The sequence below is a fragment of the Bradyrhizobium sp. MI1.10 genome, assembly GCF_055811035.1.
The window spans coordinates 22,837-44,195 of record NZ_JBVVPN010000015.1 but is presented as its reverse complement, the minus strand read 5'-3'; the positions used below and the strand labels follow the sequence as shown (position 1 = coordinate 44,195).

16 protein-coding genes are annotated in these 21,359 nt (G+C 63.6%); 10 read left to right on the top strand and 6 right to left on the bottom strand.

The annotated features are described in order from the left end of the window. Nucleotides 1-72: 72 nt before the first annotated feature. Nucleotides 73-2,946, bottom strand: coding sequence for an ATP-binding protein (locus AC0L3K_RS17340; protein ID WP_473366481.1), 2,874 nt, complete (start codon nt 2,944-2,946; stop codon nt 73-75). Nucleotides 2,947-3,143: 197 nt separating this feature from the next. Further along, complete coding sequence (locus AC0L3K_RS17335) at nt 3,144-4,028, bottom strand: SDR family NAD(P)-dependent oxidoreductase (protein ID WP_473366480.1); 885 nt, start codon at nt 4,026-4,028, stop codon at nt 3,144-3,146. A 351-nt stretch (nt 4,029-4,379) separates the two neighbouring features. Here AC0L3K_RS17335 and AC0L3K_RS17330 point away from each other — a divergent pair, with 351 nt between their 5' ends. From AC0L3K_RS17330 to cydB, 9 genes are all read left to right on the top strand, one after another. Next, the gene (locus AC0L3K_RS17330; RefSeq protein WP_473366479.1) at nt 4,380-5,435 is read left to right on the top strand and encodes a catalase family peroxidase; all 1,056 of its coding nucleotides are present in this window, start codon (nt 4,380-4,382) and stop codon (nt 5,433-5,435) included. Continuing rightward, nucleotides 5,432-5,995 carry a cytochrome b gene (locus AC0L3K_RS17325; protein ID WP_473366478.1) on the top strand — a complete coding sequence of 188 codons (564 nt, stop codon included), beginning with the start codon at nt 5,432-5,434 and terminating at the stop codon, nt 5,993-5,995. Before AC0L3K_RS17330 ends, AC0L3K_RS17325 begins: the two co-directional genes overlap by 4 nt. Before the next feature lie 63 nt (nt 5,996-6,058). Beyond that, nucleotides 6,059-6,559 carry a Dps family protein gene (locus tag AC0L3K_RS17320; RefSeq protein ID WP_473366477.1) on the top strand — a complete coding sequence of 167 codons (501 nt, stop codon included), beginning with the start codon at nt 6,059-6,061 and terminating at the stop codon, nt 6,557-6,559. A gap of 14 nt (nt 6,560-6,573) precedes the next feature. Beyond that, the gene (locus AC0L3K_RS17315) at nt 6,574-6,768 is read left to right on the top strand and encodes a hypothetical protein (RefSeq protein WP_473366476.1); all 195 of its coding nucleotides are present in this window, start codon (nt 6,574-6,576) and stop codon (nt 6,766-6,768) included. A 72-nt stretch (nt 6,769-6,840) separates the two neighbouring features. Continuing rightward, entirely contained in the window at nt 6,841-7,440 is a 600-nt protein-coding gene (locus tag AC0L3K_RS17310) for an HdeD family acid-resistance protein (protein ID WP_473366475.1), read from the top strand. Between the two features lie 3 nt (nt 7,441-7,443). After that, on the top strand, nt 7,444-8,280 hold the full coding sequence (gene fdhD, locus AC0L3K_RS17305) for a formate dehydrogenase accessory sulfurtransferase FdhD (protein ID WP_473366474.1): 837 nt from the start codon (nt 7,444-7,446) through the stop codon (nt 8,278-8,280). Then, nucleotides 8,237-8,968, top strand: coding sequence for a YoaK family protein (locus AC0L3K_RS17300; RefSeq protein ID WP_473366473.1), 732 nt, complete (start codon nt 8,237-8,239; stop codon nt 8,966-8,968). Before fdhD ends, AC0L3K_RS17300 begins: the two co-directional genes overlap by 44 nt. 198 nt (nt 8,969-9,166) lie before the next feature. Further along, nucleotides 9,167-10,576 (top strand): cytochrome ubiquinol oxidase subunit I, encoded by a 1,410-nt coding sequence (locus AC0L3K_RS17295; protein WP_354127201.1) that lies wholly within the window; start codon nt 9,167-9,169, stop codon nt 10,574-10,576. A gap of 2 nt (nt 10,577-10,578) precedes the next feature. Further along, nucleotides 10,579-11,565 (top strand): cytochrome d ubiquinol oxidase subunit II, encoded by a 987-nt coding sequence (cydB, locus tag AC0L3K_RS17290; protein WP_219681600.1) that lies wholly within the window; start codon nt 10,579-10,581, stop codon nt 11,563-11,565. 83 nt (nt 11,566-11,648) lie between these two features. Here the strand turns inward: cydB and AC0L3K_RS17285 are convergent, their stop codons facing one another. Next, entirely contained in the window at nt 11,649-12,896 is a 1,248-nt protein-coding gene (locus AC0L3K_RS17285) for an oxalate decarboxylase family bicupin (RefSeq protein WP_219681598.1), read from the bottom strand. Nucleotides 12,897-13,145: 249 nt separating this feature from the next. On the opposite strand from AC0L3K_RS17285, the gene AC0L3K_RS17280 reads away from it, so the two are divergent. Continuing rightward, on the top strand, nt 13,146-15,437 hold the full coding sequence (locus AC0L3K_RS17280; RefSeq protein ID WP_007596060.1) for an FdhF/YdeP family oxidoreductase: 2,292 nt from the start codon (nt 13,146-13,148) through the stop codon (nt 15,435-15,437). Between the two features lie 14 nt (nt 15,438-15,451). On the opposite strand, the gene AC0L3K_RS17275 is transcribed toward AC0L3K_RS17280, so the two are convergent. The 3 genes from AC0L3K_RS17275 to AC0L3K_RS17265 all read right to left on the bottom strand — a co-directional run bounded on the left by AC0L3K_RS17275 (nt 15,452) and on the right by AC0L3K_RS17265 (nt 21,355). After that, on the bottom strand, nt 15,452-16,813 hold the full coding sequence (locus AC0L3K_RS17275) for a PAS domain-containing sensor histidine kinase (RefSeq protein WP_473366472.1): 1,362 nt from the start codon (nt 16,811-16,813) through the stop codon (nt 15,452-15,454). A 229-nt stretch (nt 16,814-17,042) separates the two neighbouring features. After that, on the bottom strand, nt 17,043-20,186 hold the full coding sequence (locus AC0L3K_RS17270; RefSeq protein WP_473366471.1) for an efflux RND transporter permease subunit: 3,144 nt from the start codon (nt 20,184-20,186) through the stop codon (nt 17,043-17,045). Further along, nucleotides 20,183-21,355, bottom strand: coding sequence for an efflux RND transporter periplasmic adaptor subunit (locus AC0L3K_RS17265; RefSeq protein ID WP_473366470.1), 1,173 nt, complete (start codon nt 21,353-21,355; stop codon nt 20,183-20,185). The genes AC0L3K_RS17270 and AC0L3K_RS17265 overlap by 4 nt, the downstream gene beginning before the upstream one ends. Nucleotides 21,356-21,359: the final 4 nt, after the last annotated feature.

Sequence of the window (21,359 nt, the reverse complement as noted above, 5' to 3'; positions counted from 1 at the left end):
ATCGGATGCCGGTGCAGCCTCGGCGAGCACCGCATCGGTCGGGGCAAAGGGCGCTTATGGATCAGGAGAGGGTCATTTGGCCGCAGACGCGTACGGGCGCGCCGGATTCAGCTCGGCAAGCAACGCTCTCGCCATCTTGAGGCTGCGCGTATCGAAGCCCTCGGTAAATCGCAGATAGACGGACGCAAGCATATCGTGCGCCTCCTGGCAGCGACCGCCTCGCTGCCATAGTCTCGCAAACCCGATCGCCGCGCGAAGCTCATAGCCCAGCGCTCCTTGATGACGAGCGAGGTCGAGCGCCTGCACGAAGCTCATCTCCGCCTGCGAAAGATCCGGATTGCTCTTGTGCATCAGCGCTTCAGCCCTTGCGCGCAGCATGTCGGGCATCTCCATCATGAAGTTGCAGTGCCGGGCCTGGACAATCGCCTGATCAATGGTGTCGAGGGCTTCGTCACCGTGACCTGTAGCCGACAAGGCATCGGCGAGGGACATGCGCAACCCTGCGACCGCACCGAAGCTCTGGCTCTGTAGCTTGTCGATCGAGCCTTTCAGCATAGCGAGCCCGATGCCGGTCTCGCTTCGGGCCAGCAGCGTAATCCCCTTCATCGCCTCGCCGACCATCTGGAGAATGGCGAGGTTGTGCCTTCGAGCCTCCACGACGAGCCTGTCGATGTGTTCTTCGCAATCCGCCAGATCGCCATTCCAGAAGAAGACGTCGAATGCCCATGCTAACGCTCGGCAGAACATGATCGGATGGTTCGTCGCGATCACGTCGGAGATCGCCCGGCGCACCATTTGCGCTGCTTGATCCGGATATCCCTGAAGCCAGAGGACGCGCGCAAGGGTGATTTGAGCGCGTTTAGGGTATTCGAGGGTGAGGCCGCTAAGGATGTCCCCATCCATGCCCGGATGACGCAACGCCGCTTCGATGTATGAGCGGGACTCAACGAACCTGCCGAGATATTGGTAGGAGATGCTGAGCAACACGCGCATGCGCGCGACGGCAATGGGATCGTTGCTGGTCAGCGCAACGGCTTCGCCGCGTTTGGCGGTGGCCAGTACCTCATCATATCTGCCGACGAACAATTGCAGCAGGTGCAACTGGTCGATCAAACGGATCTGCCCTTGCACGTCGCCGATCTTCTCGGTCAGTTCAAGCGCCCGGTTGAGATGATTAACGCCCACTCCGTCGAGCCGTCCCGTGAGCATGCGGGCGGCGCCCAGCGCAGTGTGAAGGACGAGACCCTGCCTGATGCTTCCATTGGTTTCATCCAGTGCTTCGATGGCGCGAGTGACCCAGAGTTCGCATTCCGCCAGGAGCGACAGCTTGAAAAACAGCGGAATCGATGCCGCAGCGAGCGCCACGCCGATTTTGCGGTCTCCCTGATCGGAGAAGCACCACGTCAGCGCGGCGCGGACGTTACCGAGCTCCTCGGCAACCGCCGAAAGGTCTCGGTTCGCTTCGCTCCCGATCCTTTCAAGGAGACCGCGAAAGTAGCAGGCGTGACGTCGCGAGATCGCGCCAGCGTCCCCGCTGGCGACAAGTTTCTCTTGCGCGTACGCCCGGGTCGAGTCGGCAAGGCGGTAGCGGGTTGGTTGCGAGCCGGTGTTCAGTGTAAGCATCGACTTGGCAACGAGGCCGTCGATGATCGCCAGGATCGTGTCGTCGTCCTCCGTGGCCGCGGCAATCGATCGGGCGGCGTCCAGGGTCATGCCGCCGACGAACACCGACAGCCGGCCGAGAATCACGCGCTCCGGTTCGGATAGAAGATTGTAGCTCCATTCGATGGTTGCGCGCAGCGTCCGGTGTCGGGGCAGTGCCGTGCGTCGCCCCTCCCACAGCAAATTGAGGTGCTGATCGAGGAGCTGGACCATCGCCCTCGCGCCGTATGCGCCCACATGGCCGGCGGTGAGTTCGATGGCAAGCGGGATGCCGTCGAGCCGACGGCAGAGGTTGCCGACGTCCGGGGCGTTCGCATCCGTCAGCGTGAACTCGCCGCCTCCTGCAGTCGCACGCTCCACGAAGAGTTTCACGGATGGGTAAGCGAGGGCGTTCGCGGCCGTCAGAACGGCCTTCTCCGGCGGGCTCGGGAGCGGCGGGAGACGGTATGTGAACTCGCCTTCGACGCGCAGCAACTCCCGGCTCGTGGTCAGGATGTGCAGCTCCGGGGCGGCCTGGTAGAGCCGCTCGGCCAGCGCCGCCGTTGCTTCGATGACATGCTCGCAGCAGTCCAGAATGAGCAGCATGCGCCTGTCGCGCAGGAATGCCGCCAGGCTGCTCGCCGGATCATTCGATCGCGCCGGCAGTCCAAGTGACGATGCGACGATCGCCGGCACCGGAGCGGCGTTGCCGGTTTCGCCGAGACCGATGAAGTGGACATGTCCGGCGAATTCCGCGAGCAGGGCGTGGCCCGCGGAAATGACGACCGTGGTCTTGCCGATGCCGCCGGGGCCGACAACCGTGACGAAGCGGTGGGCTCTCAGACTTTCCGAGATGTCCTGAATGGTATGCTCACGCCCCACCATCTGCCGGGGATGCGCCGGCAAATTGTGGACATAAGTCGGATTGGTCGACGCAGCTTGCCTCTGTTTGGGGCGTGAGACCGCGGCGACGAAGCAGTAGCCCTGGCCGGAGACCGTGCTCAGATATCTGGCGCCGGCATCGCCGTCTCCGAGTGCTTTGCGGAGTGCGGCGATATGGACACGCAGGCTGTTTTCCTCGACGTTGGCGCCCGGCCATGTCGTGGCTATCAGATCCGTCTTGCTGACGACGTTGCCGGCCTGCCGGACCAGCGCGAGCAGGATGTTGAACGCACGATCCGATAATCGGAGCGGGCTCCCGTTTCGTTCAATCCGCCGCTGCGAGAGGTCGAGGCGAAACGGCCCGAAGAGAAAGATCTCATGGGCGGACTCGTCTTGAGCGGAGCGGCCGGCTTGGGCCATCATGTCGTTGCTTTGCCAGCGGGGGACCATTTTCGGATATCAACCCGGCGCACGACTCGTCACGTTCTATGACTTGGAAGCACACCAAGACGTGTGAACGCAGTGGCCCTTAAACGGTAACATCCGGTAGTTTCGGGGTAAAGCATCGGGCTCTATCACTTTCGTCTGAGGCTTGGATGTGCGGCGCCACGATGCGCGCCTTATCCGATCAATGTCGGCTTGAGAATGTCTTCCAGTCCGATCCGGCGGAGCAGTTCCGCGCGGACGCTGTCGGCGACGGTGTCGACGGCTGCAGCCCCGTCGTCGTCCGGACCGAAATGAACGCGTAGCGGACGCTGTCCGAATGGCATATCGACGATATCGGCTATGGCGGTCGCGACGTCTTGCGGAGTTCGATCCTTCGCCGGAAGCTGCCCAAGTGCCGACAGCGCGATCTCGCTCAAATCGGCCGTCGGACCATCCGCGTATTCCTCTGCCCGAACGGTGTCCAGCGGCCGGCCGGAGCGAATGTAGTGGCCGGGCCCGAGCGCGCTGGGAACGACGATGGTTGTCTCGACACCCCAACGCGCGAGCTCGCCGGCATAGCCGAGCGCTAGCGCATCCAGGGCAGCCTTTGAGGAAGCATAGGCGCCCAGGAAAGGAACCGAGCCGCCTCGCGCGCTGCTCGACGAGACCCATATCAGCAGGCCATGGCCCTGCTTGCGCAACTGTGGCAACGCGGCCCGATTGAGCCGTTGCGCACTCAGCACGTTGGTGTCGTAGAGTTCGGCAAGCTGGGCCGGTGTAAAGGCCTCCGCCGGCCCGTAGAGGACCTGGCGGGCATTGTGCACGATCACGTCGAGGCGGTTGTTCTCAGCGACGATGGCGTCGATAGCCGAGTTGACGGAGGCTTCCGAGGAGACGTCGAACGCGATGGTTCGGAGGTCCGCGCCACGCTTGCCGTCCTCGGCTCCGCCATCCGCGCCGCCGTGCTCATCCACTTCCGGCATTGAAACGTAGACCGTGTGGCCGGCCTGTGCCAATTTCCTGCAGGTGCTTCGTCCGATGCTGTTCGCAGCTCCTGTGACGATGATCACTTTGCCCATTCGAATCCCAATCGCATTCCACCTTCCGCAAAGACACCAGCGCCATCGCGACACGTTCGTCGTTTGGCGATTGATCGCCGCCCTTGTGCGAAGAGTTCCTGAAATACAGCCGGGCGCAAGACGGGTCTTTCGAGCCCGGCGGCTGATTTCCAGATCGCACGAAATATTTCGAGAAAGCCCGAAAGCGGATGAGGACGGGTCTCCCGCGGACCCGGCAGGCTCGAACGTGCCTTCGCGAAATTGGCGTTGGCTTTCAGAAGATCGCGGCTGTGGCCGCCGGCTACAAGAGCCGCTCGACAGAACGGGCCGTGTGACGCGTCTGTGTCAGCTCGCTCGTTACGAGGAGAAGCGATGAATCAATCAGGCAAACTGCCGCGTTCGGGACTCGGACCGCTCGTGTTGATAGCGGCCATCCTCGGAGGCGGGGCTGCGGCGTTCGCGTACACTGCGGGCTGGCTCTCGCCCGGGCGCCTGACGCCGGAGCAGATGATTGCGGCGCTGACGCCTCCGAGCGGCGCACCGCTCGGGCACCGGCGAAATCATGCGAAGGGGATCTGCTTCACCGGCATCTTCGAGGCCAACGGAAACGGCGTAGAACTTTCGCGGGCCAAGGTCTTCGAACGCGGCACGTATCCGGCGGTGGGTCGCTTCAATCTCGGCACTGCGGATCCGAACGCCGTGGATGCAACTGTCCGTGTGCGCGGTTTGGGATTGCAGATCGCCGCAGCGGATGGCGAAGAGTGGCGGATGGCCCTGATCAACCCGCCGTTCTTTGCAGTGTCCACGCCGCAGGCGTTTCACGACCTGCTGATCGCATCCGCGGAGAAGGAGCCGGAGGCGATGAAGATTTTCATCCACGCAAATCCGGAATTTGCCGCCTTCGCGACCTGGGCGAAGACGGCGCCCTGGACCACCAGCTATGCGGAGGAGCCTTACCACGGGCTCAACAGTTTCATCTTCACGAACGCGAAGGGCGGGGAGCACGCGGTGCGATGGTCGCTGCTGCCCACTGTGCAGCCCGTTCCGGTTTCGCAAGCCGAGCTGGAAAAGCGCGGTCCGGATTTTCTCGAGCAAGAGATAGTGGAGCGAATCAGGACCGCCGGCCCGCAGCGCTGGACCATGGTTACGACGGTCGCAGATCCCGGCGATCCGATCGCGGACCCGAGCAGGCCCTGGCCCGAGGGGCGCCGTACGGTGCAGCTCGGAACGCTTGCCGTGCAGCGGATCGAACCCGAGCGGGATGGACCCTGCCGCGACATCAACTTCGATCCGACCGTGCTGCCGCGGGGAATCCGGCTGTCGGACGATCCTTTCCCGGCCGCGCGCTCGTCGGTCTACCGCAAGTCCTACGATTTGCGTGCGGCCGAAGCCGGCGACTATCCGCGAACCGAGTCGGCGAGGCCATGAGCAACGCTCCGCATCGTTTCGCCCTGATCCAGCGGCTGCTGCACTGGCTGATGGCAGCCTGTATCGTTGCCATGTTCTTCATCGGCGTCGGCATGGTGTCCACCGTGGCGCCGAAGTACTTGCCGCTCATCCTGATCCACAAGACGCTCGGCGTCACGCTTCTGGTCCTCGTTGTGATCAGGCTGGCGCTGCGGCTCCATTACGGCGCGCCGCCGTTGCCGGCAGATCTTCCGCCGGCGATCAAGCTGGGAGCAAGATTGTCGCATCGGCTCCTCTATGGCTTCATGATCGTCATGCCGTTGCTGGGTCTCGGCATGCTTTGGGCTGCGGCTTATCCAGTCGTCCTGTATGGCGGGATTCGAATTCCGGCGTTGCTGCCGCAGAGCGACCGCGTGCACACATTGCTATGGAATGCTCATTTTTACCTGGGCTTCGCGTTCTTTGCCCTCGTGCTGCTGCATCTGGCGGCGGCGCTGTTCCACGCTTTGGTTCGCCGCGACCGCGTGTTCGGGACGATCGCACCCTTTCGACTGCGGAACAGGACGACGCCGGCGGAATGAGTGCTTCGCGTGCCGGCGAAATCCGCACCTCAAATTTCTAAACCTCCAGCAAGGATGACGACAATGACCAAAGCAGATCTCCAAAGCCCGACGGATCTCGGGGCCAATGCGAACCGGGACGTTCCAGCCGCGCTGAGAGCGCTGCTGGCTGATGTCTTCGCGCTGTACCTGAAGACCAAGAACTTCCACTGGCACGTGTCGGGTAGGCACTTTCGCGACTACCACCTCATGCTCGACGAGCAGGCCGAGCAGATCTTTGCCATGACCGACGACATTGCCGAGCGGGCGCGCAAGATCGGCGGAACGACGTTGCGCTCGATCGGCCAGATCGCGCGCGAGCAGCGCATTCTCGACAACGACGCCGATTATGTCGACCCGCAGGACATGCTGGCCGAGTTGCGCGGCGACAATCAGCAGCTGACGCGGGAAATGCGCCGGGTCCACGAGCTCTGCGACGAATACGGCGATGTCGCGACCGCAAGCCTGCTGGAAAACTGGATCGACGAGACGGAACGGCGGATCTGGTTCTTGTACGAGACCGGCCGGGGCGGCCCGAACTCGTAAGCACCTGGCATGGGATGCGGCCGCAAAGCGAGCGTGCCGCGCGCTGCGACGACGCGGAAGCGACGGAGATCCTCGCGTCCGCGTATTGCTGGCTGATCGTCTTCGCATTGGTCGACCACGCGCACGCCACGTACCCGTCGGTCGTGAATCCCGCAGCAGCGCTCCGCATCGTGCGGATGAAACAACGGCGCTGCATCCTCGAAAGATGACTGGACGCGGATCTCTATAGGCTTGACCACGTCCACGACCGGCACGCCGGTCATACGTACAAGGGTCAAGCCATGACGGATATGTCGAACTCGAAGGCGTCGCTCGGAAGGGCCGTTCACGCGATCAGCGGAAAATGGGGCTGGTTCGTTGCGCTGGGGGTCGGTGAACTGATCCTCGGCGGCATTGCATCGGTCAATCTGATGGCGGCGAGCCTCGCCTCCGTGCTCGTCATCGGCGTCAGCATGGCAGTCGCCGGGATCTTCCAGATCGTGCATGCTTTTTCGGTGCACGGCCTGCGCGGCTTCCTGTTCTGGCTGTTCGCCGGGATCGTCTATGCCGCTGCCGGAGCCGTCGTCCTCTACGATCCGCTGCTGGCTTCGTTCACGCTGTCGCTCGTGGTGTGTGCTCTCCTGGTCGTTGCCGGTGCGACACGGATCTGGACGGGTTTCCATCTGCGGCCGGCCGCGGGCTGGCGCTGGATCGTGGCGGCCGGCGTTGTGACGTTCTGCGTCGGCGCGATGCTGATTGCGGTCTTGCCTGCCGTCGGCCTGTGGCTGCTCGGTGCGATGCTGGTCGTGGATCTGGTCTTCCAGGGTTGGGGCTTTACTGCATTCGGGCTCGCGCTCAGAAGCCGGGCCTCGCGGCATTCGGCCGAGCCGGCGACGGTCTGAGCCATGATGACAGGTTCGACATTCACGCGGCACCGGGAGATCGCCTGGCGCGGTGGCCGCACGACATCGACGTCGCGGCTGGTTGCCGAGGAGAGCGCCATTGCGCTCACTTACAACGGATCGACCCATGCCGTGATGATGGGAACGCCGGCCGATCTGGAGGATTTTGGTCTCGGCTTCAGCCTGACCGAGGCGATCATCGACCGCGCAAGCGAGATCAGGAGCATCGAGCTGATCTCGAACGAACTCGGCATGGAGGTGCGGATGTGGCTTGACGGCGACCGCGCGACGACCCTGGCCGCACGCCGCCGCGCCATCAGCGGTCCGGTCGGATGCGGATTATGCGGCATCGAAAGCCTTGAACAGGCGCGTCGCGCGCCGTCACGCGTTGAAGGGCGTGGCATTGCCTTTCATGCGCGGGACCTGCTGAACGCCATGCATGCGCTGTCTCCCCTCCAGATATTGAACCAACATACGCGGTCCGTTCACGCGGCAGCCTTGTGGCGCCCTCGCACCGGCATTGCTCTGATCAGGGAGGATGTCGGCCGGCACAATGCGCTCGACAAGCTTGCCGGCGCCATCGTCCGCGACGGCAAGTCAGCCTGCGACAGCGCCGTGCTGCTGACGAGCCGGGTTTCGGTGGAGATGGTGCAGAAGGCCGCGATGATCGGCGCGCCGGTCGTTGTGGCCGTTTCCGCGCCGACCGCGCTCGCGATCCAGACCGCGAACGAGGCGGGAATCACGCTACTCGCCGTCGCCCGCGATGACGGATACGGCGTGTTCACGCATCCGCGCCGTGTTCTGCTGCCTGACGAGGCCGCCCCGCGCGCCGGCTGCTGACTTCGGCGGACCCGCGAATATGGCCATGCAAACTGCAGCACTGGAGCCCCTGGCCGGGACAAGCGTCGAAGCATGTGCCCCGGAACGATCGCTGCTGGTTGCCTCTGTGCTGAGCATGTCGGGCGGTTTCCTCGACGCGTTTACCTGGCTGTCACTCGGCGTCTTCGCGAGCTCGCAAACCGGCAATGTCGTCTTCCTCGGAGTCTACGCGCTATCAGGGCAATGGCAGCGCGCGCTTCACCATCTTCTTCCACTCGTGGCCTTTGTCCTGGGAGCGTTGGTGGCGGTTCGCACCCGGGCGGCGTTATGTTGCCTCATCGGAGAGATCGTCTGTCTCGCCGCGACGATGCTGTTGCTTCATCGCGTTTCGGATGAGATCACGATCCTCGTCATCTCCTTTGGCGTCGCGCTGCAGTCGGCAAGCTTCAGACAGGTCGGTCACTGGAAATATCTCTCGGTCACGGTCACCGGCAACATGCTCCGGGCCATGGATCAGTTCGTTGCGGCGCCTGATCGCGATGCGGCGCGCGGCGCCGGAACCATGCTCACGCTCTGTTTGGCGTTCCTGCTAGGGGCCGCCGTCGGCGGTTGCGTGACGAAATGGTTGGGAACCTGGAGCCTCGCTCTGCCGATTGCATCGTCGATATACGTTCTCTGGCTCTGCCGCCGGCGAAGCCATTCGCACTGACGTCGCGCTCGCTTGTTGCAGGTAGAGGCGCTCGCCATGCCATTCGGAAAGAGGACGTTCGTTCGCGGAAGCGCATGCGCCGTCCCGCGGATAAGCTCCGGGGTGCGGCCGCGGTGCTCAAGGTCGACAACATTCCGCAATCGGCCGCTCGCGCGCGGGCGACCGCGAAGCGGGCGTGAGCGAACGGGAGGCTCTCCGATGGATCCGACGGCACTCCTCCTGTCGCGGCTGCAATTCGCCTTCACCATCTCGTTCCACATCATCTTCCCGGCATTCACGATCGGGCTTGCGGCCTGGCTCACCGTGCTCGAAGCGATGCACCAGTACAGTGGCAAGCCCGTCTACCGGACCCTGTTCGCGTTCTGGCTGAAGATCTTCGGCGTGGCATTCGGCATGGGCGTCGTATCGGGCGTGGTGATGGCGTTTCAGTTCGGAACGAACTGGAGCGTGCTCTCGAAGATGTCGGGTCCGATCCAGGGCCCGCTTCTGTCCTACGAAACATTCACCGCCTTCATGCTGGAGGCGGGCTTCTTCGGCATCCTCATCTTCGGCCGGCCCCGGGTGTCGCCGTGGTTCTACCTGTTCTCGACCGCGATGGTTGCGCTCGGAACCACGCTGTCGGCGTTCTGGATCATGGTCAACAACAGCTGGATGCAGGTGCCGACCGGCTACGTCCTGCAGAACGGCCAGTTTGTGCCTGATGACTGGGCGCAAATCATCTTCAATCGCGTGGTCTGGGTCCGGTTTCCGCACATGCTGCTGGCGTCCTATCTGACCGGCGCGTTCTGCGTGGCGGCGACCGGCGCGTGGTATCTGCTGCGGCGGACCTATCGCGCCGAGGCACATGTGATGCTGCGGATGGGCCTCGCGCTCGCGGCAGTGCTGCTGCCGGTCCAGCTCTTCATCGGGCATCTCGTCGGTGATTACGTCCACGACTACCAGCCGGCCAAGTTCGCCGCGATCGAGGCACGCTGGCATGACGAGCAGCCGGCCTCGGAGGTGCTGATCGCAATTCCCGATTCGAGCACCGAATCGAACAAATACGCGATATCGATTCCCGTGCTCGGCAGTATCATCGGCAGCATGAGCCTGACATCGAAAGAGGTCGGCCTGACCAGCTTTGCGCCGCAGGACCGGCCGCCGGTGACGATACCCTTCTTCGCCTTCCGCGTCATGGTCGGCTGCGGTTTCGTGATGCTGGGGCTGGCTTGGCTTGGGACTTGGCTCGGCCTCAAGCATCGGCTCGATCGGAGCCGCCCGCTGCTGTGGGGCATCTTCCTCAGCTTCCCGCTGCCGTGGATCGCAATTCTCACCGGCTGGTACACCGCGGAAGTGGGGCGCCAGCCATGGACCATCTACGGCGTGCTCCGCACTGCGGACGCCGTGACGCCGTTCCTGACCGCGTCGGCTGCGTTGGCTTCCCTGATCCTGTTCGTCGCGGTCTACGCCTTCATCTTTTCGTTCGGGACGTATTACATCTATCGGCTGCTGCGTGCCGGCCCGGCGGGACTCGGCGGCAAGCCGCTCCACGCTCCCGTGCCCAATCGGCCGATGTCGCTCGCCGATCAGGTGCCGACCGCCCGCAGCTATCTCGAGGCAGGAGAGTAACCATGGTGATGTACTGGGTTGCCCTTCTTGCCATCAGCATTCTGATCTATCTCCTCCTCGACGGGTTCGATCTCGGCGTCGGCATGCTGTTCGGTGTGGCCGGCAGCGAGGCGAAGCGGCATGCCATGCTGAGCACGGTCGCTCCGGTCTGGGACGGCAATGAGACCTGGCTGATCGTCACGGGCGTGATCATGTGGGGCTCGTTCCCCGTGGTCTACGCCATGGTGATGTCGGCCCTCTATATCCCTGTCGTCGTGATGCTGCTTGGATTGATCCTGCGCGGCGTGGCCTTCGAGTTTCGCGGCAAAGCCCTCCGTTCGCGCTGGGTCTGGGACGTCGGTTTCGTCGCGGGTTCGTTCGCCGCCAGCTTCATGCAGGGCGCGATGGTCGGCGCTCTCGTCGAAGGACTTCAGTTCTCCAACGGCGATTATACCGGTGGAACGCTCGGCTGGCTGACCGCCTTTTCCGCCCTGTGCGGGATTGGACTCTGCTTCGGCTATTCGCTGCTCGGGGCCTGCTGGCTGGTGAGGAAGAGTGATGGTCCCGTTCGGGATGCCGCGCGGAGCCAGATCCCGCCGCTGGCGACCGGCGTCCTGGTGTTCCTGGTCGTCGTCTTTGCATATGCGCTTGCCGAACATCTTCCGATTCTGCAGCGCTGGACCGACCGGCCCTATCTGCTCGTGTTTCCCGCGATCGGCGCCGGTGCGGCCGCGATGCTGGCCAAGAGCATCCTGGTCCATGACGATTATTGGCCGTTCCATATGGTCGCGCTGATCTTCGTGGCGGCTTTCGCCACGCTCGCTCTGTCGTTCTGGCCCTACATGATCCCGTTCGTCATCACGATCGACGAGGCCGCGGCGCCTCATGCAAGTCTCGCCTTCATGTTCTGGGGCGCCGGCCTGGTCGTATTCCCGCTGATGCTGCTCTATGTCGCCGTCGGTTATCGCGTTTTCCGCGGCAAGGCGGCCCCAGCGGCCGATCACTACTGACCGCTGCACGGCTCGAAAGGCGAACAAAAAGAAAGGCGCCGGTTTCGGCGCCTTCCTCGTTCTTGTCCCTATGTGGCTTTGCTTCAGGATTTGGGCATGACACCGGGGCTACTGTCCGGCCATTGGGCGATCAGCTTCTCGTCGATGTTGAAATGCTGGGCTACCAGCGTGGCCGGCGTGTGTGTCAGCCAGTTGGAGAGCGACACCTCCTCGTAGCGGGGCGCACGGAACACGCCGACGAACTGCAATTCGGTGTCGCCGACATTCTCGACATAATGGCCGAGATTGCGCCGGACATAGCCGATGTCGCCGGCCGAGAAATCCGTCGTCAGCGCGTTGGGGCCGGTGTCGAACACCGTCATCCGCGCCTTGCCTTTGATGTAGTACTGCCACTCGTCGGCGTTCGGATGCCAGTGCATCTCCCGGACCGCTCCCGGCGGCATCGTCACCAGCGCCGCGGCGACGGTGGTGGCCACCTTGAAGTTGCTGCTGTCGGCGACGCGGATGCTGCCGGCGGAGCTCTCCTTTACCGGCGCCGAACTGCCGAGCGAATGGATGAACGGATAGGGCGGTGCTTCGGCATGCTTGGCGACTGCGGCACGATCGGCGGCGAGATCGCTGGGCAGCGTGCCCTGGAAGATCCAGCGATTGTGCAGCGGGATCTTCGCGAAAGCGTCGGCGGGGACGCCGAAATTCTTCCCGAGTATCTCGGGCGGCGTATGGGCGAGCCAGTCCGTCACCAGCAGCGTGTTGAACTCATTGGCGTGGCCGTCGTCGAAACAGATCACGAATTCGCAACCATCAGGCCCCAGGCCTTGCAGCGAGTGCGGTGCGCCCGGTGGGAAATACCAGAGGTCGCCGGCCTTGAGGTCGCCGACATAGGGGCGCCCCTGCGTGTCGAGCACGGTGATGCGGCAGCTGCCGTAGGTCATGATCGCCCATTCGGCCGCCTGATGCCAATGCAGCTCGCGGATGCCGCCGGCGGACAGCCGCATATTGACGCCGGAGATTTCCTTCGAGATGGCGAAGTCCTCGACGGTGACTTGCCGTGCCCAGCCGCCATTCTGGATGCGCCTCGGCGCATTGTTGAACGAGGCCCAATCCATCGGCAAGCCACCGACGTCGGTCGCCGGCGGGCTTTGTGCGGAGGGGAATTGCTTGCCCAGTTCGGGATTCTGCGGACCGGGATCAGTCAGGCTTCCGGGGCTCTTGGCGTTGACGGCGCCTTGCGGCGGCTCGTCCGGATTGCCGAAGGTTGCGGCCTGCGCACTGGAACCGACCATGGCGGCGCCTGCCGCGGACATGGCCAGCAAATCACGTCGTGAAAACATCTTGGGTCGCTCCTGAAAACTGTCGAAAGCCCTCCCGTAGCGACGGGGCTCCGGCCGACAAACCTAGTTTCCGCTTGCCGCTTCTGCTTCCGCGAACGGCGCTGTTTTTGCCGGAATGCATGGCTGCTTCGGCCCGCCGCCCGGGATCGAACGTGTGCAATTGCGAAATTCGGCTTCGTTCTGAAAAGACGGCTCTGCCTGCGCGATCCTTAACTGAACCGGAGAATTGCCATATCGAGAGATATCGAGATGACCACGAAATCGGTTCGTCCCTATCGCGAGCCCGCCGGCGGCTGGGGCGCACTCAAGGCGCTCAGCGAGGCGCTTCTGGTGCAGCGGGCGCCGCTGAAAGGTGCAGCGACGCTCAGCCGGATGAATCAACCGGAGGGTTTCGATTGCCCCGGCTGTGCCTGGCCCGATCCGAAGCATACCTCGTCATTCGAATTTTGCGAGAACGGCGGCAAGGCGATCGCCTGGGAGACAACATCGAAGCGCTGCACGCCGGAATTCTTCGCCGAGCATACCGTCACGGAGCTCGCGGGCTGGAACGATTACGATCTCGAAATGGTCGGGCGGCTCACTCATCCGGTGGCCTACGACGCCGCATCCGACCGCTATCTCCCGATGGCGTGGAGCGATGCATTCGACATGATCGGTCGCGAGCTCAAGGCCTTGCCGGATCCGAACATGGCGGAGTTCTACACGTCCGGGCGGACTTCGAACGAAGCCGCCTTCCTCTATCAGCTCTTCGTGCGCGAATACGGCACCAACAACTTTCCCGACTGCTCGAACATGTGCCACGAGGCGACCAGCGTCGGCCTGCCGTACTCGCTGGGCGTCGGCAAGGGCACCGTGCTGCTGGAGGATTTCGACAAGACCGATTGCATCTTCATCTTCGGCCAGAATCCGGGCACCAACAGCCCGCGGATGATGACCAGCCTGCGCAATGCGGCACGCCGCGGCGCGTCCATCATCTCGTTCAACCCGTTCCGTGAGCGGGCGCTGGAGCGCTTCCAGGCGCCGCAGAGCCCGGTCGAGATGATCACGCTGTCGTCGACGGCGATCAGCTCAAGACTGTTCCAGGTGCGGGTCGGCGGCGACGTCGCCGTCCTCAAGGGGATCATGAAGATTCTGGTGGAAGCCGACGAGGCCGCTCGTGCCGCCGAGCAGCCGGAGATCCTGGACTGGGATTTCATTCGCGGCCACACCATCGGCATCGAAGCGCTGATCGATGATCTCAAGCGCACGCAATGGCCGGACATCGAACGTCAGTCCGGCCTGACGCGCGAGGACATGGAATATGCGGCCGGCGCCTATATGAAGGCCGAGCGCGCCATCCTCGTGTACGGAATGGGCATCACCCAGCACTGGCGCGGTGCGAACAACGTCCAGCAGATCGCCAACCTCGCGCTGTTGCGCGGCAATGTCGGGCGCGATGGCGCCGGCGTATGCCCGGTTCGCGGTCATTCCAACGTGCAGGGCGATCGGACCGTGGGAATCACGGAAGTTCCCAAGGCGGACTTCCTCGAGCGCCTGGAGCAACGCTTCGGCTTTAAGCCTCCGGCCGCGCCGGGACACAACGTGGTGACCGCGTTGGAGGCCATGATCCGCGGCGAGGTGAAGGCCTTTTTCGCGATGGGCGGCAATTTCGCCGCGGCCATTCCGGACTGGCAGGCGACGCGGGCTGCGCTTGGCAAGCTCGATCTGACCGTCCACGTCTCAACCAAGCTCAACCGCAGTCACCTGATCCACGGCCACGCCGCCCTGATCCTGCCGTGCCTCGGGCGCACCGAGATCGATGTGCAGCAATCGGGGCCACAGTCGGTCACGGTGGAGGATTCGATGTCGATGGTGCATGCGTCCGCCGGCCGCAACAAACCGGCATCGGAGCATCTCCTCAGCGAGATCGCGATCGTCGCCGGCGTCGCCAAGGCGACGCTGGGCGAGCGCACGGTGGTCGACTGGGACGGCTTCGTCGCTGATTACGACCGGATTCGCGATGCGATCGAGGCGGTGTTCCCGATCTTCCAGGGCTACAACGCCCGCATCCGCGTCCCCGGCGGCTTCCATCTTACCTCGACGGCACGCGAGCGCATCTGGGCGACGCCGTCGGGCAAGGCGAACTTTTTGGTCTTCCCGGGTTGCGGCGAGGACCCGCCGCAGAGCGATCCCGATTTCCTGTGGCTCACCACCATACGCAGCCACGATCAGTACAACACGACGCTCTACTCGATGTCCGACCGCTATCGCGGCGTGTTCGGCCAGCGCGACGTGGTCTTCCTCAACGAATACGAGATGAGCAAGCGCGGGCTTGCCGACGGCGACCGCGTCGACCTGATAACCGCCTCGACCGATGGCGCCGAGCGGATCGTGCGTAACTTCCGCGTGGTAGCCTATGCCTTTCCGACCGGCTGTTGCGCGGCGTACTATCCGGAGACCAATCCGCTGGTGCCGCTCTATGCCCGTGATCCCCTGAGCTTCACGCCATCATACAAGGGCGTCCCGATCCGCCTGGTGCGTGCGGCCGCGGCAGGGGAATAGCGGCACCGCCGGAGTCACATATCCGCGTGAAGGTCGCAGCGCGGCGGATCGACGGGGATGGCGATGGGCAGCGTAAACCAGAACCGGGCGCCACTCGTACCATTGCTTTCAGCGCCGATCCGGCCGCCATGCGCTTCGACGATTGACCGGCAGATCGGCAATCCCATGCCCATGCCGCTGTCCTTGGTCGTGAAGAAGCTGTCAAACAGACGATTTGCATGCTGGGCGGCGATGCCGGGACCGTTGTCCTCCACCGAGCAGCACAATGTTGCGGCGTCCTGTGTGACCGTGCTGATGACGATCTTGCGATCGTCATATCCGGCCTGCGTTATTGCCTGCGCCGCGTTGATAGCGAGATTGACGATCACCTGCTGGAGTTGGGTGCGATCTCCGAGAACCAGCGGCGCGCCCGGATCGGGCCGGTGCAGGATCGTCACGCTGCGGGATTCCATCTCGTGTTGAAGGAAAAGAAGTGCTTCGCGGATGATCTCGTCAAAGGACAGCAATGCCTGCTCGGGGGCTTTCCGGGAGGCCATCCCGTGAACGCGCGCCACGATGTTCGCGGCGCGCTGGGTATCCACGACGATGTTCTCGATGGTCTTGCGGATCTCGAGGATATCGGGCGTGGGCCTGTTCAGCCACCGTAGGCCGGCGGCGCCGTTGGTGGCGATGGCGGCCAGCGGCTGATTGACCTCGTGCGCGATCGACGCGGTGAGCTCGCCGAGCATCGAGACGCGCGCGGCATGCGCGAACTCGGCCTGTACCTGCTGGAGCTTCTGCTGGGCGCGAATGCGTTCGGAAATGTCGATGGTAACGACCAGGCTTGCTTCGAGATTGTCAATGGGGCCGACGCGAGCCGTCGTAAAGAGAACGTCGACGATGCGGCCGTCCCACGTGACCATCTGGGTCTCTTCCTCGAAATTCGTTTCTCCGCGGAAGCGGGACTCGATAGCCCGGCGGAACGTATCTGGACGTTGCTTCCAGGTCTCGGCCATGGAACGTCCGACATAGCCTTCCCCGAAACTCTGGATGGCCCGTTCGTTGGCCTCCTGAATCGAGAGTGCGTCCATGCAGGTCCGGAGGAAATCGGGATGGCTATCGAGATAGAGGCCCAGATCGGTAACGCCCTCGGCGCGCAACTTTCGGAACAGCGCCATCAGCCTGCTGGTGTCGAGCTGCCGAAGCGCGATCGGCATCCGGCTGAACAAATGGCGGTAACGCTGCTCGCTCCGCTCCAGCTCGGCATGGGCCTTCTTCTGCGCGGTGATGTCCATGACCGCGCCGACGAGCGTCAGCGAAGCGGCCAGAAAAGCGGCGAAGGCAATCGCCGCGAAATTGTCTCCGAGCAGCGAGCAGGCGAAGGACAGCAAGGTCAAAACAAGGCTACCCCAAGCCCACAGCAGAATCCGATCCTGTATTGTGTGGATCGGCAGCAAACGGCGCCACCATCGACGAGGCTGTACGGGGTCGGAGCCATCCAGGCATTCGAGCGTCATGCAAAAGGTTTACCGCCCCGCCGGAGGCCGGTCTTTTGCCTTTTCGTCGGCGCTTTGTCAAAACGCACGAAGCTGTGGTCGAGCTGGCATCATGCCGCCAGTTAACTACTCAAGCGGATTCATGGCGCAATCCAGTATCCGCTTCGCGCGTGGCTGGAGTGGATGTCTCGGCCGACCGCGGCTTGCGTCCGGTGAGCCAATTGCTGAGCCGGTCCAGATAGAGATAGACGACGGGCGTCGTGTAGAGCGTCAGGATCTGCGATAACATCAGACCGCCGACGATAGTGTAGCCGAGCGGCTGACGCAGCTCGGCGCCGGTGCCGGAGCCGATCATCAGCGGTACGCCGCCCAGCAGCGCCGCCATCGTCGTCATCAGGATGGGGCGGAAGCGCAGCGTGCAGGCCTGGTAGATCGCCTCTTCCGGGCTGAGCCCGTGCTGGCGCTCCACCTCGAGGGCGAAATCGACCAGCATGATGCCGTTCTTCTTGACGATGCCGATCAGCAGGATGATGCCGATGATGGCGATGACGCTGAGATCCACGTGGACCGCCAGCAGCAAGAGCAGCGCGCCGATGCCCGCCGACGGCAGCGTCGACAGGATCGTAATGGGGTGGATCAGGCTCTCATAGAGCACACCGAGGATAATGTAGATCACGATCAGCGCCGCGCCGATCAATAGCGGCGTGCCCGACAGGGAGGACTGGAATGCCTGCGCATTGCCCTGGAACGAAGCTGTTAGCGAGGCGGGCTTGCCGGTGCTCTTCTCGATGTTCTGGATCGCCGCCACCGCGTCGCCCAGTGCGACGCCGGGCTTCAGGTTGAAGGAGATTGTCACCGAGGGGAACAGGCTCTGGTGGTTGATCAGGATCGGCGCGGGCTTGATTTCGCTGTGAACCAGCGTGCTCAGGGGGACCTGCTGGCCGGTGGCCGAGTTCAGGTAGATGTCCTTGAGCGCTTCGGGGCCGTACTGAAAACGTGGGTCGACCTCCATCACGACATGGTACTGGTTCAGCGAGGTGAACATCGTGGAGACGATGCGCTGGCCGAATGCGTCATCGAGCGTGTTGTCGATCGTCGTGGGCAGGATGCCGAAGCTCGATGCGACCTCGCGATTGACGGTGACCTCCAGCCTCGGGCCGGCATTGGCCTGGTCGCTCGCGACGTCGGTGATGAGGTCGAGCGCGCGGAGCTTCTCCAGAAAGATCGCCGACCAGTTGGTGAGCTCGTTGGAATCGGCGTCCGTCAGCGTGTACTGATACTGAGTCTTCGACAGCCGTGCGCCGATGGTGATGTCCTGCGCGGCCTGCATGTAAAGCCTGATGCCCTGAATATGGGCAAGCCGAGGCCCTAGCCGCTCGATGATCTGATCGGCGCTGGCCTTGCGCTCGGGCTTCGGCTTCAGGACGATGAAGATGCGTCCCTGGTTGAGCGTCGCGGTCGGGCCGCCCGGGCCGATATAACTCGCCACCGACTGGACCGCTGGATCCTTCGAGAGGATATCGACGACCGCCTGCTGGCGCTCGGACATCGCGGGGAAGGAGATGTCCTGTGCGGCTTCGGTGATGCCGACGATCTGCCCGGTGTCCTGCTGCGGGAAGAAACCCTTCGGTATGATGACGTAGAGGTAGCCGGTCAGCGCGATGGTCGAGAGCATCACCAGCAGCGTCACGAAGCGATGGCGCAACACGATTCGCAGGCCTCTCGCATACAGTGCGAGCAGGGCATCGAAGCCGCGTTCGAAGGCGAGGTAAAGCCGGCCGTGCTTCGCCCGCGAGTCGTCCTTCAGCAGGCGCGCGCACATCATTGGCGTCAGCGTCAGCGAGATGAGGAGCGACAGCAGCAGCGCGGCGGTAATCGTGATCGCGAATTCCTGGAACAGCTTGCCGACATAGCCGCCCATCAGGAACAGCGGGATGAACACCGCGATCAGCGACAGGGTGATGGAGACGATCGTGAAGCCGATTTCGCTGGAACCTTTGAGCGCGGCCTCCATCGGCGTCATACCCTGCTCGAGATGGCGCACGATGTTCTCGATGACGACGACGGCATCGTCGACCACGAAGCCCACCGCGATCGACAGTGCCATCAGCGAGAGGTTGTCCAGGCTGTAGCCGAGCACGTAAAGCACCGCGAACGTGCCGACCAGCGACAGGGGAACCGTGATCGCCGGGATGATCGTGGCCCAGAAATTCCGCAGAAACAGGAATATGACCATCACCACGAGTGCGACCGTCAGCATCAGCGTGAATTGAACGTCGGAGACGGCGGCGCGAATGGTGGCGGTCCGGTCGGCGGCAATCGTCACCTTGATCGCGGGCGGAACGGAGGCCTGCAGTTGCGGCAGCAGCTTCTTGATGCGGTCGACGGTTTGGATCACGTTGGCGCCGGGAACGCGCTGCACCGCCAGGATGATGGCGCGATCGTTGCCGTACCAGCCGGCCAGGAGGTCGTTCTCGGGCCCGTCGACCGCCGTACCGATGTCGCGTATCCGCACCGGTGAGCCGTTGCGATAGGCGATGATGAGGTCTTCATAGGCGGCGGGCTTGAGCAACTGATCGTTGGTGTTCAGTGTATAGGTAACGCGCGGGCTGTTGAGCGTGCCCTTGGGCAGGTCGACATTGGCGCCGGCGATCACGTTGCGAACGTCTTCGAGGCCGATGCCGCGCGCGGCAAGCGCCTGCGGATTGACGCGAACGCGGATTGCGGGTTTCTGCTGGCCGCCGATGCCGACGAGGCCCACGCCCGGCACCTGCGAGATCTTCGGCAGCAGGATGTTCTCCGCATAGGCATCGACCGTGGTCAGCGGCAGCGAGTCCGACGTCAGCGCGATCAGCATGATCGGCGTCTCCGCCGGGTTCACCTTCCGGATCGTCGGCGGGTAGGGGATATTCGGCGGCAAGAACGGGCTCGCGGCATTGATCGCGGCCAGCACGTCCACCGCTGCGCTGTCCACCGTGCGCGACAGCTCGAATTGCACCGTGAGCTGGGCCACGCCGAGCGCACTGGACGAGGTGAGCTGAGTGATACCGGGAATCTGGCTGAGCTGCTGCTCGAGCGGAGTGGCCAGCGACGAGGCGATCGTGCCCGGGTCGGCGCCGGGCAGTTGCGCCGAGATCTGGATGGTCGGGTAGTTGACGTTCGGCAGCGCGCCGACCGGCAACAGGGGATAAGCCGCAAGGCCGCACAGCAGCAGGCCCGCCATCAGCAGCGCGGTTGCGATCGGCCGCAGGATGAAGGTCGCGGAAATGTTCATGGGATCGCATCCTGCACGGCGCTCTGCAGGTCGGCTTCGCGCGCGGCCTTGCCGTGCAGCTCGAGAACGCGGCTGCCTTCCGTCAGTCGATACTGGCCGTCGACGACGACAACGTCACCGGATTTCAGGCCCTGGTCGATCAGGGCCTGGCCATCGGTGATCTGGGCGACGTGAACGGGACGCAAGGTAACCGTTTGGTCAGCGGATACGACATAGACATAGCTGCCGTTCGGCCCCTGCTGCACGGCCGAGCCGGCGACAGTGAGCGCATCCTTCTGAATCTCGAGCAGCAGGCGCGCATTCACCAACTGGCCCGGCCATAGCCGGTGCTCATGGTTCGGAAACACCGCCTTGAGCTGGACGGTGCCGGTCGTTCCCGCGATCTCGTTGTTGACTAGCAGCAGCGTGCCTTCGTCGAGCTTTGTCTTGTTGTCCTGGCTGTAGGCGATGACCTTCAGGGCGCCCTTTGCGGCGTGCTCCTGGATCATCGGCAGGTCTGCCTGCGGCAAGGTGAACAGCAGCGAGATCGGCTCGATCTGGGTGACGACGACGAGGCCATTGGCGTCGGTCGGATGAATGACATTGCCGACATCGATCTGGCGAACGCCGGTGATGCCGGGAACGGCCGACGAGAGGCGCGTATAGCTCAGCTGGACGTTGGCCTCGTCGATCTGGGCCTGGTCCGCCTTCACGGCGGCCTTGAGCTGCGCCACCTGCGCCGTCTGCGTCTCGATCAGTTGGGGGGTCGCATAGCCCTTGTCGCCGAGTTGATTGTAGCGGGAGAGATTGGCTTCGGCATTCGCGAGCTGTGCTTGGTCCCTGTCGCGATTGGCCGTCAACTGCTCGATCTGGGCCTCGTAAGGACGTGGATCGATCTGGGCGAGCAAGTCGCCGGCCTTGACGGCCTGTCCCTCGGTGAAGGCGATCTTGACGATCTGTCCTTGAATCTGGCTGCGCACGATGTCGGTGTTGTAAGCGATCACCGTGCCGATGCCGTGCAGATAGATCGGAACGTCCTTGCCCGTGACCGTGGCGGCGACCACCGGCACCGCAGCGGGCACGGGTGCGGCTGCCACGGCCGGCGATCGGTCGGTGCCGAAGAACCAGAAGCCCGCGCCGAGCATGATCGCAGCGAGAGTGAGGAGCGCAATGGTGAGGTTCCGTTTCACGGTG

Bases quoted from the DNA above. Each gene is read 5' to 3' on its own strand.
- AC0L3K_RS17320 (WP_473366477.1), top strand. From the start codon at position 6,059: ATGACCAAAGCAGATCTCCAAAGCCCGACGGATCTCGGGGCCAATGCG.
- AC0L3K_RS17335 (WP_473366480.1), bottom strand. From the start codon at position 4,028: ATGGGCAAAGTGATCATCGTCACAGGAGCTGCGAACAGCATCGGACGA.
- AC0L3K_RS17285 (WP_219681598.1), bottom strand. From the start codon at position 12,896: ATGTTTTCACGACGTGATTTGCTGGCCATGTCCGCGGCAGGCGCCGCC.
- AC0L3K_RS17310 (WP_473366475.1), top strand. From the start codon at position 6,841: ATGACGGATATGTCGAACTCGAAGGCGTCGCTCGGAAGGGCCGTTCAC.
- cydB (WP_219681600.1), top strand. From the start codon at position 10,579: ATGGTGATGTACTGGGTTGCCCTTCTTGCCATCAGCATTCTGATCTAT.
- AC0L3K_RS17270 (WP_473366471.1), bottom strand. From the start codon at position 20,186: ATGAACATTTCCGCGACCTTCATCCTGCGGCCGATCGCAACCGCGCTG.
- AC0L3K_RS17340 (WP_473366481.1), bottom strand. From the start codon at position 2,946: ATGATGGCCCAAGCCGGCCGCTCCGCTCAAGACGAGTCCGCCCATGAG.
- fdhD (WP_473366474.1), top strand. From the start codon at position 7,444: ATGATGACAGGTTCGACATTCACGCGGCACCGGGAGATCGCCTGGCGC.
- AC0L3K_RS17330 (WP_473366479.1), top strand. From the start codon at position 4,380: ATGAATCAATCAGGCAAACTGCCGCGTTCGGGACTCGGACCGCTCGTG.
- AC0L3K_RS17315 (WP_473366476.1), top strand. From the start codon at position 6,574: ATGCGGCCGCAAAGCGAGCGTGCCGCGCGCTGCGACGACGCGGAAGCG.
- AC0L3K_RS17280 (WP_007596060.1), top strand. From the start codon at position 13,146: ATGACCACGAAATCGGTTCGTCCCTATCGCGAGCCCGCCGGCGGCTGG.
- AC0L3K_RS17325 (WP_473366478.1), top strand. From the start codon at position 5,432: ATGAGCAACGCTCCGCATCGTTTCGCCCTGATCCAGCGGCTGCTGCAC.
- AC0L3K_RS17295 (WP_354127201.1), top strand. From the start codon at position 9,167: ATGGATCCGACGGCACTCCTCCTGTCGCGGCTGCAATTCGCCTTCACC.